At 70.8% G+C, this 12,037-nt stretch carries 17 protein-coding genes; 14 read left to right on the top strand and 3 right to left on the bottom strand.

Annotated elements, in window-relative coordinates; genetic code table 11:
• Nucleotides 1–4: 4 nt before the first annotated feature.
• The 9 genes from JIW86_RS19580 to JIW86_RS19540 all read left to right on the top strand — a co-directional run bounded on the left by JIW86_RS19580 (nucleotide 5) and on the right by JIW86_RS19540 (nucleotide 6,676).
• Nucleotides 5–850: a sulfurtransferase gene (locus tag JIW86_RS19580; RefSeq protein WP_257555149.1), complete on the top strand. Its 846-nt coding sequence runs from the start codon at nucleotides 5–7 to the stop codon at nucleotides 848–850.
• Between the two features lie 70 nt (nucleotides 851–920).
• On the top strand, nucleotides 921–1,211 hold the full coding sequence (locus JIW86_RS19575; protein WP_215139648.1) for a DUF1416 domain-containing protein: 291 nt from the start codon (nucleotides 921–923) through the stop codon (nucleotides 1,209–1,211).
• Between the two features lie 112 nt (nucleotides 1,212–1,323).
• Nucleotides 1,324–1,587, top strand: coding sequence for a DUF3099 domain-containing protein (locus tag JIW86_RS19570; RefSeq protein WP_257555147.1), 264 nt, complete (start codon nucleotides 1,324–1,326; stop codon nucleotides 1,585–1,587).
• A 114-nt stretch (nucleotides 1,588–1,701) separates the two neighbouring features.
• Nucleotides 1,702–2,505 (top strand): hypothetical protein, encoded by an 804-nt coding sequence (locus tag JIW86_RS19565; protein ID WP_257555145.1) that lies wholly within the window; start codon nucleotides 1,702–1,704, stop codon nucleotides 2,503–2,505.
• A complete protein-coding gene (locus tag JIW86_RS19560; protein WP_257555144.1) occupies nucleotides 2,502–3,341 on the top strand; it encodes a hypothetical protein in 840 nt (279 codons plus the stop codon). Before JIW86_RS19565 ends, JIW86_RS19560 begins: the two co-directional genes overlap by 4 nt.
• On the top strand, nucleotides 3,338–4,315 hold the full coding sequence (locus JIW86_RS19555) for a hypothetical protein (RefSeq protein WP_257555142.1): 978 nt from the start codon (nucleotides 3,338–3,340) through the stop codon (nucleotides 4,313–4,315). The genes JIW86_RS19560 and JIW86_RS19555 overlap by 4 nt, the downstream gene beginning before the upstream one ends.
• A gap of 283 nt (nucleotides 4,316–4,598) precedes the next feature.
• Nucleotides 4,599–5,171, top strand: coding sequence for an FABP family protein (locus tag JIW86_RS19550; RefSeq protein WP_215139645.1), 573 nt, complete (start codon nucleotides 4,599–4,601; stop codon nucleotides 5,169–5,171).
• 68 nt (nucleotides 5,172–5,239) lie between these two features.
• Nucleotides 5,240–5,686, top strand: coding sequence for a Fur family transcriptional regulator (locus JIW86_RS19545; RefSeq protein ID WP_257555141.1), 447 nt, complete (start codon nucleotides 5,240–5,242; stop codon nucleotides 5,684–5,686).
• A 21-nt stretch (nucleotides 5,687–5,707) separates the two neighbouring features.
• Complete coding sequence (locus JIW86_RS19540; protein ID WP_257555139.1) at nucleotides 5,708–6,676, top strand: YgfZ/GcvT domain-containing protein; 969 nt, start codon at nucleotides 5,708–5,710, stop codon at nucleotides 6,674–6,676.
• 15 nt (nucleotides 6,677–6,691) lie between these two features.
• On the opposite strand, the gene dtd is transcribed toward JIW86_RS19540, so the two are convergent.
• Complete coding sequence (gene dtd / locus JIW86_RS19535; RefSeq protein WP_215139642.1) at nucleotides 6,692–7,117, bottom strand: D-aminoacyl-tRNA deacylase; 426 nt, start codon at nucleotides 7,115–7,117, stop codon at nucleotides 6,692–6,694.
• A gap of 136 nt (nucleotides 7,118–7,253) precedes the next feature.
• Between dtd and JIW86_RS19530 the strand changes: the two genes are divergently transcribed.
• The 3 genes from JIW86_RS19530 to JIW86_RS19520 all read left to right on the top strand — a co-directional run bounded on the left by JIW86_RS19530 (nucleotide 7,254) and on the right by JIW86_RS19520 (nucleotide 9,989).
• The gene (locus JIW86_RS19530; RefSeq protein WP_215139641.1) at nucleotides 7,254–7,832 is read left to right on the top strand and encodes an AmfC protein; all 579 of its coding nucleotides are present in this window, start codon (nucleotides 7,254–7,256) and stop codon (nucleotides 7,830–7,832) included.
• Nucleotides 7,833–7,903: 71 nt separating this feature from the next.
• On the top strand, nucleotides 7,904–9,148 hold the full coding sequence (locus tag JIW86_RS19525; RefSeq protein WP_257555138.1) for a GNAT family N-acetyltransferase: 1,245 nt from the start codon (nucleotides 7,904–7,906) through the stop codon (nucleotides 9,146–9,148).
• A gap of 79 nt (nucleotides 9,149–9,227) precedes the next feature.
• Nucleotides 9,228–9,989, top strand: coding sequence for a putative protein N(5)-glutamine methyltransferase (locus tag JIW86_RS19520; RefSeq protein ID WP_416237578.1), 762 nt, complete (start codon nucleotides 9,228–9,230; stop codon nucleotides 9,987–9,989).
• 5 nt (nucleotides 9,990–9,994) lie between these two features.
• On the opposite strand, the gene JIW86_RS19515 is transcribed toward JIW86_RS19520, so the two are convergent.
• Both JIW86_RS19515 and JIW86_RS19510 read right to left on the bottom strand, forming a co-directional pair.
• Nucleotides 9,995–10,411: a VOC family protein gene (locus tag JIW86_RS19515; RefSeq protein WP_215139639.1), complete on the bottom strand. Its 417-nt coding sequence runs from the start codon at nucleotides 10,409–10,411 to the stop codon at nucleotides 9,995–9,997.
• 57 nt (nucleotides 10,412–10,468) lie between these two features.
• Entirely contained in the window at nucleotides 10,469–10,864 is a 396-nt protein-coding gene (locus tag JIW86_RS19510) for a helix-turn-helix domain-containing protein (RefSeq protein ID WP_215139638.1), read from the bottom strand.
• A gap of 95 nt (nucleotides 10,865–10,959) precedes the next feature.
• Here JIW86_RS19510 and JIW86_RS19505 point away from each other — a divergent pair, with 95 nt between their 5' ends.
• Together JIW86_RS19505 and JIW86_RS19500 are read left to right on the top strand one after the other, a co-directional pair.
• Nucleotides 10,960–11,379, top strand: coding sequence for a helix-turn-helix domain-containing protein (locus tag JIW86_RS19505; protein ID WP_251063810.1), 420 nt, complete (start codon nucleotides 10,960–10,962; stop codon nucleotides 11,377–11,379).
• A 23-nt stretch (nucleotides 11,380–11,402) separates the two neighbouring features.
• Nucleotides 11,403–11,972 carry a hypothetical protein gene (locus JIW86_RS19500; RefSeq protein WP_215139637.1) on the top strand — a complete coding sequence of 190 codons (570 nt, stop codon included), beginning with the start codon at nucleotides 11,403–11,405 and terminating at the stop codon, nucleotides 11,970–11,972.
• The last annotated feature ends 65 nt before the right edge of the window (nucleotides 11,973–12,037 follow it).

Genomic DNA, 12,037 nt, shown 5'->3' with positions numbered 1-12,037 from the left:
CACCATGAGCCGCAGCGACGTCCTCGTAGACGCCGACTGGGTCGAGGCCCACCTGAACGACGCCAATGTCGTCATCGTCGAGGTGGACGAGGACACGTCCGCCTACGACAAGAACCACATCACCAACGCCGTCCGGATCGACTGGAAGAGCGACCTCCAGGACCCGGTCCGCCGCGACTTCGTGGACCAGGAGGGCTTCGAGAAGCTCCTCTCCGCCAAGGGCATCTCCAACGACGACACCGTCGTCCTCTACGGCGGCAACAACAACTGGTTCGCGTCCTACGCCTACTGGTACTTCAAGCTCTACGGCCACCAGGACGTCAAGCTCCTCGACGGCGGCCGCAAGAAGTGGGAGCTCGACTCCCGCGACCTGGTCGACGGCAAGGACGTCCCGAACCGCCCGGCCACCCAGTACAAGGCCAAGGCCCAGGACACCTCGATCCGCGCCTTCCGCGACGACGTCGTGGCCGCGATCGGCTCCCTGAACCTGGTCGACGTGCGTTCGCCCGACGAGTTCTCGGGCAAGCTGCTCGCCCCGGCGCACCTCCCGCAGGAGCAGTCGCAGCGTCCCGGCCACGTGCCGAGCGCCCGCAACATCCCGTGGTCGAAGAACGCCAACGACGACGGCACCTTCAAGTCGGACGCGGACCTGATCGCCCTCTACGAGGCCGAGCAGGTCGACCTGGCGAAGGACACCATCGCCTACTGCCGCATCGGTGAGCGCTCCGCGCTCACGTGGTTCGTGCTGCACGAGCTCCTGGGCCAGGAGAACGTCAAGAACTACGACGGCTCTTGGACCGAGTACGGCTCGCTGGTCGGCGTGCCGATCGAGCTCGGCGCCAACAAGTAACCCTGCCGGGCATGCAGGGCCCTGAGGCCCCGTAGTAGTCAGAACCTCTCTCTAGGACAGGACAGAGAACATGTGTGGAGCACAGATCGGCGGGCCCGACCTCGCGACGCTCAAGCCCGGTGAGACCGCGATCCAGGGTCAGATCACCAAGGCGGGTGAGCCGGTGTCCGGCTACGTCCGCCTGCTGGACTCGACCGGTGAGTTCACCGCCGAAGTCCCGACCTCGGCGACCGGCCAGTTCCGCTTCTACGCTGCGACCGGCTCCTGGACGCTGCGCGCGCTCGTCCCGGGTGGCACGGCGGACCGCAAGGTCGTCGTCGCCGAGGCCGGCGGCGTGACGGACGTGGCGATCGCGGTCTGAGCACCGCACTTGTGATCGCCTGATTGATCGGCCGAAGGGCCGCACCCCCGGGGGTTGGACGCCACTGGAACGGGGTGCGGCCCTTCGTGCCGTCCGCTCTTACCCTTGAAGCATGTACGCCCGGCGCCGACGCGCCTATTTCCTGCTCATGGGCGGATGCCTGGTTCTGTTCGTCTCCGCCTGGTCCTTCGTGCGCCTGTGGTCGGTGGAGGCCGCCGTGGCCATGTGCGTGGTCGCCATGGTCATCCCGCCGGTCGCCGCGGTGATCGCGAACCGCCGCGGGCCGGACGACCGCTGGTGGGACGACCCCTCGGGAGATCCGAAATCCGACGAGTGGTGGGACGAACTGGACGGAAAGCGGCGTCACGAGGAATGAAACGCCGTGAGATAAAAATGTAATAAGGGTTCGTACAACTAGTCCTCGCCAGGGCGGGTCATGGGTACGCGCGGGTATCCGAATCCGCGCCTCCAGGCCTGTGGGGGGACTTCCTTGGAACATGAACACACCATCCCCGAGCAGCGGAAAGAGGGGGAGCTCGCGGCTCCTGACCCCGTTGCCGATCCTGCGCCGGCCTTCGCCCCGCGCCGCCGCCGGGGCCGTACGACGCTCCTGATCGCCGGCGCGGCCGTCCTCGGCGTGCTCGCCGGGACGATCACCGGCTACACGGTCCAGTACCACCGGGCCCCGACCCCGCTGCAGCCACTGGCGCAGCAGAACGTGGCCGTGCAGCCACCCGTCGCGGCGAACGAAGCGACCACCCGTCGCTCCGTCAACGCCAACCGGTGGGACAAGGCGGAGGAGGACCTCGCCAAGAAGCTGCTGGAGGCCCCGAGCGGCGCGAAGGACGGCTACTCCGGTTACGAGTCGCTGGACACGTTCGCGGCGGACTACTACGAGTCCCCCGACCGCGGCTTCGACTCCATCGCCCAGGACGTGCGGCGGATCGCCACGGCGGGCTGGCGGCAGGGCGAGCACGACTTCATCGAGATCCGGCTGCTCCAGTTCCAGGACCAGCACTCGGCCCAGAAATACCAGGACGGCCAGTCCTCGTACCAGGACGAGGAGAAGCGCGCGGGCAACGACGGCTTCGCGCTGCCCGGCGTGCCCGACGGCTACGGCCGCGCCTGGCTCTACAAGCCGAAGACGAAGGCGGGGTACCACCCGCTGCGCCAGGCCCGGGCCATCCTCCGGCGCGGGGACATCGTCATGGACGTCGAGATCACGAACAACCGCGGTGACGTCTCCCAGGGCGAGATCACCGATCTGGCCAAGCGACAGATGGAGCGGCTGTGACCGAGCAGCAGAACGACGCCGTGACCGGTCCGGCGGCGGAGCAGGACGCACCGGTCTCCGCGCGCCCGCCGCGCAGGGTGAACCGCAGGACGCTGGCCCTGGTCGCGGGCGGGCTCGGCCTGGCCGTCCTCGCGGGCGGCGGCTTCTGGGCCGCCGGCAGGATCGACCAGGCCGACCGGACCTCCCCGACGCGCTACTGGGTACCGGACGGCCCCCGGCCGACCGCCTCGGCGACCCCGGTGCCGACCGTGCCGCCCAACGAGCTCACGGGCAAGCTGCTGCCGGTCCCCGCAAGCTATGAGCTGGGTCCCGACCTGGACGACGAGGGCAACGACTTCTACGTGTCGGGCGAGCGCGCGGTCCAGGCCGTGAAGGACGCCCGTACGGGGCTGTCCGCCGCCGAGCGCGCCGAGCGGGACAAGGCCGTGGCCGAGCTGAAGCTCAAGGGCGTGGCCGGCCGCAGCTACACCCTCTCGTACGCCGGCCCGGTCATCGAGATCGAGCTCACGCAGGCGGACCCGCAGGCACTCGTCAAGTTCGCGGACCTCAACAAGAAGCTCCTCGACGTCCTCGTGGCGCTGGGCGAGAAGAAGCACGAGGCGCCCGCCGTTGAGGGGTTCCCGCAGGCCAAGTGCGTCCTGCTGGACATCGTCGAGGAACGGCCCGACTCGCCGAAGCCCGAGACGATCGAATCCCTCGACTGCGTGGCCGTCGAGGGCGATGTGCTGGTGACCTTCCGTTCGTACGGTCCCCGGCCCCGGTTCGACGTGAAGACGGCCGTCGGTCTGTTCACGAGGCAGCTGAACCACCTGAAGTCCCCCGGGGAGTCCGTGTGACCGAGCAGAACACCACCGGCGTCGAGTCCGCCACTGCGCTGGACGCGACCGCAGAAGCAGCACCGCAGGACGCCTCTCCGCAGGACGCCTCTCCGCAGGACCCGGCAGTCCCGCATGACACAGCAGTCCCGCATGACACGGCCCCCGAACCGGACCCGGCCCCGGCCCCCGTCGCGCCGAAGGACCGTCGCAAGCTGTTCGCCGCCCTGCGGTGGACCGCCGCCGTCCTCGTCTTCGCCGTCGTCGGCGCGGGCACCGCGTATGGGCTCGTCCAGCCGGAGCGGACCAAGATCCCCGGGCTGTCCACGCTGCCCGACGGCCGCTGGACCTACCCGTCGCTGGCCAAGCCCGAGCTGCCGGCCGGAGCCCCGCTGCCCGGCGCCACGGACAACCCGGACGGCACGCACTACGCCGCCCTGAGCGGCCTGCTGCTCCCCGCCCCCGAGGGGTCCCGGCCCGATGATGTCGTCAAGGCGGACAAGGACGGGAAGGTCGAGCCGGACGCCTTCCTGGAGGAGTACGCCCCCGACGACCGGGCGAAGCTCAAGGAGGGCTTCGAGTACGAGGGGCTGCGTCAGATCACCGGCCGGTCCTGGACCATGCCCGACGGCACGCGGACCCGCGTCTACCTGCTGCGCTTCCACTCCTCGAGCTTCGTGGACACCTTCCGCGGCTGCGGCATCAACACCCGGCTGACCGGCGCCGACTCGCTCTCGGTCGACTTGTCGTGGAGCAAGGCCAAGACGGAGCAGTACAGCACCGTCGGAAGCAGCGGCTTCGCCGGGTCGGGCACCCTCAGCTCCAGCGAATTCAGCCTCTATGAGGAGGCCAAGCCCTTCGGGGACGAGCAGGTCCGCTTCGGCTGCCTGCAGATGGGTGACGTCCAGGGAGTGGTCGTCCAGTCCCGCAAGGGTGGGCTGCCGATCATTCCCTTCCACCAGACGGTGATCCTCCAGAGCCAGCTGCTCAGCTGAGCGCCGGTACGGCCGACCTCGCAGAGTGCGCCGGTCCCCGGGCCAGTAGGCTTGGGGACCGGCCGTACCCTCCTCGGACTCCGTCCGGGGGGACCCCCAAACGAATCCTCCGAGGAGCACCCCGTGCTTGAGGCAGTCTTCACCTCCCTGCTGGTCCTGGTCTGCGTCGGCGTCATGGCCTTCACCGGCCTGGCCGTCAAGAAGCTGTACCAGGGTCAGCGCTGAGCATCCGCTCAGCAGACCGCCCCGGAACCCCTCCCACAGATCGCCTGAGCAGCCATTCATGATCCAGATCCCGTCCGACCTGAACCCGGGACTCGTCCCCCTCGCCTTCCTCCTCGGCAACTGGGAGGGCGCCGGAGTCTTCGACTTCCCGGGTGAGGAAAAGTGCAACTTCGGCCAGGAGGTCGTCTTCAGCCACGACGGCCGGGACTTCCTGGAGTACACCTCCCACACCTGGGTCCTCGACGCCGAGGGCAAGAAGGTGCGGCCGCTGGAGTCCGAGTCGGGTTACTGGCGCATCGACAAGGACCGCAAGGTCGAGATCGTCATGGTCCGCGACCAGGGTGTCGTCGAGGTCTGGTACGGCGAGCTCGCCGATCAGAAGCCCCAGATCGACCTGGCCACCGACGCGGTCGCGCGCACCGCGGCCTCCGGCCCGTACAGCGGCGGCAAGCGGCTCTACGGCTACGTGAAGAGCGACCTGATGTGGGTCGGCGAGAAGGCCACGCCGGACGTGGAGCTGCGCCCGTACATGTCGGCCCAGCTGAAGAAGGTCGTCACCCCCGAGGAGGTCGCCGAGATGGCGCGCAACCTCCCGGACATGCCGGACGACGGCATCGCCTTCTTCCGCTGAGGCCCAGCCGGCGAGATCGGGGACCGCAGGGCTGCCTGTGGTCCCCTTCGCGCGCTTACACTGGCCGGGTGGTGAGCACCGAGAGCACCGACTGGAAGACCGACCTGCGGCAGCGCGGATACCGCCTGACACCGCAGCGCCAGCTCGTGCTGGAAGCGGTCGACGCCCTGGAGCACGCCAGCCCGGACGAGATCCTCGCCGAGGTGCGCAAGACCGCCTCCGGCGTCAACATCTCCACCGTCTACCGCACGCTGGAGCTGCTGGAGGAGCTGAAGCTCGTCTCGCACGCCCACCTCGGCCACGGCGCGCCCACGTACCACCTCGCCGACCGGCACCACCACATCCACCTGGTGTGCCGCGACTGCAGCGACGTCATCGAGGCCGACGTGGACATCGCCTCCGAGTTCACCGCCAAGCTCCGCGAGACCTTCGGCTTCGAGACCGACATGAAGCACTTCGCGATCTTCGGGCTGTGCAAGAAGTGCGCCGCCAAACACCGTGCCGGGCACGCGTAGCCGAGTCGTACGCTTGGTCCCATGACCAGCAGCCCCTTGCTCCATCTCCCCGGCGCCGTGCAGGCCGAAGGCCGCGACGAGGGCGTCGCCGCCCACTACGGAGAGCTGTACGGCGAACAGCGCGCCCTCAGCGACGGCCGCGGCTTCGTCGACCTCTCGCACCGCGGAGTCGTCACCGTCACCGGACCGGAGCGGCTGAGCTGGCTCCACCTGCTCCTCACCCAGCACCTCACCGAGCTGCCGCCCGGGCAGGCCACCGAGGCGCTGATCCTCTCCGCCAACGGGCACATCGAGCACGCGCTCTACCTCGTCGACGACGGCGAGACCACCTGGGCGCACGTGGAGCCCGGCACCCAGGGGGAGCTGATCGCCTACCTGGAGTCCATGAAGTTCTTCTACCGCGTCGAAGTCGCCGACCGCACCGAGGAGTTCGCGGTCGTGCACCTGCCGGCCGGCTCCATCGCCGAGGTCGCCAAGGAGCACGTCGTACGGGAGACCGCGCACGGCCGCGACGTCTTCGTGCCGCGCGCCGAGCTGGAGGCCTTCGCCGCCGCCCACGGCCCCGCCGCCGGGCTCCTCGCCTACGAGGCCCTGCGCGTCGAGGCGCACCGGCCGCGGCTCGGCCTGGAGACCGACCACCGCACCATCCCGCACGAGCTCGGCTGGATCGGCACCGCCGTCCACCTCCAGAAGGGCTGCTACCGCGGGCAGGAGACGGTGGCCCGCGTCCACAACCTGGGGAAGCCCCCGCGCCGCCTGGTCTTCCTGCACCTGGACGGCTCCGAGGTGCTGCTCCCGGCGCACGGCGCTCCCGTACGGCTCGCCGCGGACGGGGAGGAGGGCCGCCAGCTGGGCTTCGTGACCACCGCCGTGCGCCACCACGAGCTGGGCCCGATCGCGCTCGCGCTGGTCAAGCGGAACGTCCCGGTGGACGCACCGCTGCTGGCCGGGAACACGGCCGCCGCGCAGGAGGTCGTCGTAGCCCCGTGACCGCCAGGCCGGGTCCTAGATGTCGATGACGATGGTGAACGGGCCGTGGTTGGTCAGCGAGACCCGCATGTCCGCGCCGAACCGGCCCGTCTCCACCGTCGCGCCCAGCGACCGCAGCTGCGCCACGACCTCGTCGACCAGCGGCTCGGCCACCGGTCCGGGCGCGGCCGCGTTCCAGGTGGGCCGACGGCCCTTGCGGGCGTCTCCGTAGAGCGTGAACTGGGAGATCACCAGCAGCGGCGCGTTCACGTCGCTGCATGACTTCTCCGCCTCCAGGACCCGCACCGACCACAGCTTGCGGGCCAGCAGCGCCGCCTTCTCCGGTGTGTCGTCGTGGGTCACCCCCACCAGTACGCACAGACCCTCGCCGACGATCTCGCCCACGGTCTCGCCGCCCACGACGACGCTCGCGCCGTCCACCCTCTGCACCACTGCTCGCATACCACCTGTGTACCAGGCTTGCACCCGTCCGGGGCCGATCGGGTGGAGTGGGACTGCATGGGGGCCACGGAGAGTGGCACCATGCACGCAGGCGGTGCGGGTGCGCCGCACCGGTCGAGGGGACGGACTCGTTCGTATGAATACTTCTGGTACCTCCGTACCTGCATCACCCGCTTCCATCGCAGCTGCCGCGGTACGACCGCCCGCGCAGCGCACCTCCGACAGCCAGGCCCCGGCCGGCGCGCCGACCAGCGCCCTCGGGCTGCCGGAACTGCGCGCGCTGCGCCGCGACGCGCAGCGCGACGAGGCCGACCTGAGCTACGTACGCAGACTGCTCCAGGGCCGCATCGACATCCTGCGGGCCGAGCTGGCCCGGCGTACCGACCCCGAGACGCCGGTGGTGGACCGGCTCTCCGAGATCCTCGCCGACGCGCCGTCCAGCCGCAGCGCCTCCGCCCGGCACGTCACGCTCGGCACCCCGCACAGCGAGGAGTTCCGGCTGCTGGCGGCGGAGATGCTGGCCGACGTGGAGCTTTCGGACCTGGCCGCGCGCACGGACGGCGAGCTCTACGACGGGATGGGCAAGCTGGTGCGCTACGAGCAGCAGGTCTCGAGGCGCCGCCAGCAGCTCCAGCGCACCGTGGACGACTGCAGTGCCGAGATCACCCGCCGGTACCGGGAGGGCGAGGCGCAGGTGGACGACCTGCTGGCCTGAGGCACACCCGCCTGGAGGGGCGCCGGAAAACCGGGCGACTCGGGCCGGTCGGGCGATTAGCGTGACCCGTTATGAGTGCTGACGTCCGGCCGATCGCCGAATCCGAACTCGCCGACTGGATGCGGGCCCTGAACACGGGGTTCCTGGCCCCCGCCCGGGTCACGGAGTCCGATGTCGCCCAGCGGGCCAAGTACAACGACCTGGCCCGGATCCAGGGCGCCTTCGACAGCGACACCGGCCGCTGTGTGGCGGCCTTCCGCTCCTTCGCCCAGCGGCTGACCGTCCCGGGCGGGGCGGCCGTCCCGGCCAGCGCGGTCTCGAACGTCGCCGTGTTGCCCACGCACCGCCGCCAGGGCCTGCTGACCCGGATGATGGCCGCCGAACTCGGCGCCGCCCATGCCCGCGGGGACGTGCTGTCCACGCTGATCGCCGCCGAGTACCCGATCTACGGGCGGTACGGGTACGGGCCCGCCGCCTCGATCGCGGAATGGGAGATCGACGTACCGCGCACCGGACTCGACCGGCGCCGGCCGGTGCCCGCGGACGGCGGGAGGATCGACCTGGTGGACGCGGCCGAGGTCCGTGAGGTGGGGCCGGAACTGCACGAGCGGCTGCGCGCGGTCACGCACGGGGCGGTGAACCGGGACGAGCGCTGGTGGCGGCTGACGACCGGCCTGGAGGAGATGTCGTACCGCCCGTACAAGGAGAAGTTCCACGCCGTGTACCGGACGGCGGCGGGCGAGGTGGCCGGTCTGGCCGTCTACTCCGCCGACGACCACTGGACGGATGCGAAGGTTCCGCTGAACACCGTGCAGGTCAAGGACCTGATCGCGGTCACGCCGGAGGCGGAGCGGGCGCTGTGGCACTTCCTGTGCTCCATCGACTGGGTGCTGAAGGTCCGCACAGGCCGCCGGGCCCCCGACGACCTCGTCACGCAGCTGCTGCCCGACCCGCGTTCGGCCAGGCCCCTGACCTCGGCTGACTTCCTGTGGGTGCGGCTGCTGGACGTGGTACGGGCGCTGCGCGCGCGGACGTACGCCGTGCCCGGGGTGCTCGTACTCGAGGTCACGGACCCGGCGGGGCTCGCGGACGGCCGCTACCGGCTGGACGCGGGGACCGGCGCGTGCGAGCGCACCGAGGACCCGGTGGACCTGCGGCTGGACGTGTCCGCGCTGGGCTCGCTGTACCTCGGCGACGAGTCCGCGGTGCGGCTGGGCGCGCTCGGGCGGGTGGCGGAGCTGCGGCCGGGCGCGCTGGCGCTGGCCGACGCGGTGTTCCGTACGGCGCGCCGGCCGTGGTGTCCGGACGTCTTCTGATCCCGGTCCCTGCCCCGGCTTCCGGCGCAGACCGTAGCGTGTGAGTGAACCGAGAACCGATGACCGAGGACTGAGGTATTTGACGACCCTGGTGGAACAACTGCGTGTGGCCGGCTGCGTCTTCGCGGAGGAGGAGGCGGACCTGCTGCTCGCCTCCGCGCGGGACGACGGCCACCTGGCGGAGCTGCTGGCCCGCCGGGTCGGCGGCGAGCCGCTGGAACACGTGGTGGGCTGGGCGGAGTTCTGCGGACTGCGCGTGGAAGTGGGCGCGGGGGCCTTCGTGCCGCGCAGGCGCAGCGAGTTCCTGGTGACGGAGGCGGTGGCGCTGGCCCGGCCCGGCGCGGTGGTGCTGGACCTGTGCTGCGGGGTCGGCGCCCTGGGCGCGGCCGTCGCGGCGCGGGTGCCGGGCGGGGTGGAGCTGCACGCGGCGGACATCGACCCGGCGGCGCTGGCGTACGCGCGGCGCAACGTGGCCCCGTACGGCGGCAGCGTGTGGGAGGGCGACCTGTACGCCCCGCTTCCGGCGTCGCTGCGGGGGCGGGTGGACGTGCTGGTGGTCAATGCCCCGTACGTGCCGACGGAGGAGATCGGCCTCATGCCCTCGGAGGCCCGCGACCACGAGCCGCTGGTCTCCCTGGACGGCGGTTCGGACGGCCTGGACATCCACCGCCGGGTCGCGGCGGACGTCCTCCCGTGGCTGGCCCCGGGCGGCCACCTGCTGATCGAGACGAGCGCCCGGCAGTGCCCGTCGACGGCCTCGGCCCTGACCTCGGCGGGCCTCGCGACCCGTGTGGCCACCTCGGAGGAGCTGTACGCGACGGTGGTGATCGCCGCGCGCTGAAGTCCTTACTTCTTGCGGGGCTGGTTGAAGCGGAGCATGTTGCCGGCGGGGTCGCGGAAGGCGCAGTCGCGGACGCCGTAGGGCTGGTCGAGGGGTTCCTGGAGGACTTCGCCGCCGGCCGCCCGGACCTTTTCGAAGGTGGCGTCGACGTCGTCGGTGGAGAAGATCACGCCGCGCAGCTGGCCCTTGGCCAGCAGTTCCGCCATGGCCTGCCGGTCGGCGGGTGAGGCGTTGGGGTCGGCGAGCGGCGGTTCGAGGACGATCTCCACGTCCGGCTGCGACGGGGAGCCGACGGTCACCCAGCGCATCCCTTCGTATCCGACGTCGTTGCGGACCTCCAGGCCGAGGGCGTCGCGGTAGAAGGCGAGGGCCTTGTCGTGGTCGTCGACGGCGATGAAGCACTGCGAGAGCTTGATGTCCATGCCCTCGACGCTACGAGACGGCGGCGGATCGCGCTTCCTCGATCCTGATGTGTCCGCTTACCTGTTCCTGACCGGTCGCGTGAGGACCTTGGCGACGCACGCCGGGATCGGGGCGCCCGCTTCGTGGGGGCGGGCCCGGTAGGCGCTCGGGGTCTCGCCGACCAGCTCGGTGAAGCGCGAGCTGAACGACCCGAGCGAGGTGCATCCGACGGCGAAGCAGACGTCCGTCACGCTCATGTCGCCCCGTCGCAGCAGCGCCTTCGCCCGCTCGACGCGGCGGGTCATCAGGTAGTTGTACGGCGTCTCGCCGTAGGCGGCGCGGAAGCTGCGGGAGAAGTGGCCGGAGGACATGAGGGCGACCTTGGCCAGCGCCGGGACGTCCAGCGGCTGCGCGTAGTCGCGATCCATCACGTCCCGGGCGCGGCGCAGCCGAACCAGATCCTCCAAGGTCACGCTCACCAGCATCGCACGGCCCTCCGACAGACACGGGTGGGAGATGTTGCAAGCATGCGCTTGCAATAGTTAGCAGAGTCGGGCAGGATCGGGGCATGGCATCGCTCAACGTCGGAAACCTCGGCGAATACCTCCGTGAGCAGCGTCGGCAGGCCCAGCTTTCGCTGCGGCAGCTGGCCGAGGCGGCGGGGGTGTCGAATCCGTACCTGAGCCAGATCGAGCGCGGGCTGCGCAAGCCGAGCGCGGACATCCTGCAGCAGCTGGCCAAGGCGCTGCGGATCTCCGCGGAGACGCTGTACGTGCAGGCCGGAATCCTGGATGAGCGGGACCGGGACGAGGTGGAGACGCGGGCCGTCATCCTCGCCGACCCGTCCATCAACGAGCGGCAGAAGCAGGTGCTGCTCCAGATCTACGAGTCGTTCCGCAAGGAGAACGCGCTCGACGCGCCCGATGTGCCCGACGCGCCCGACGTGCCTGACGTGCCCGACGGCGAGATGCCGTCGAAGACGAACTGAACTTGATCCGGGAGGACCAGCACATGGCCATCGCCGATGACCTGAAGAAGACCCTCACCGACCCGACCCCCCTCTACTTCGCCGCCGGTACGGCCGACCTGGCCGTGCAGCAGGCCAAGAAGGTGCCCGGGCTCATCGAGCAGCTGCGCGCCGAGGCCCCGGCGCGCATCGAGGCCGTGAAGAACACCGACCCCAAGGTCGTGCAGGAGAAGGCCGCCGCGGCGGCCAAGGAGGCGCAGGAGGCGGTCACCGCCAAGGTCGCCGAGGTGTTCGGCGCGATCGACCCGAAGAAGCTCGGGGAGACCGCGCAGGACCTGGCGCTGCGCGGCGTCGGCGTGGCCGCGGAGTACGCGGTCCGCGCCAAGGAGACGTACGACAAGGTCGCCGAGCACGGCGAGCAGGCTGTCCGGGCCTGGCGGGGCGAGGTCTCCGAGGAGATCGTCGAGATCGCCGTGGCCGTCGAGCCGGAGCCCGAGGCCGAGCCGGCCGCCGCGGAGGCCTCCGCCTCCGAGGAGAAGCCCGCCGCGAAGAGGACCACGGCGCGCAAGAGCACGGCCAAGAAGGCCGCCGCCACGGCGGGCGACGAGAGCTGAGACGCATGAGCGGCGGCGGGCCGGGCACCTTGAGGGTGTCCGGCCCGTTGTCATTCGTGAGGGCG

The sequence above is a fragment of the Streptomyces sp. NBC_00162 genome, from assembly GCF_024611995.1.
GTDB lineage: Bacteria > Actinomycetota > Actinomycetes > Streptomycetales > Streptomycetaceae > Streptomyces.
Note: the sequence above shows the minus strand (reverse complement) of the source record. Positions and strands in the feature narration are given on the sequence as shown.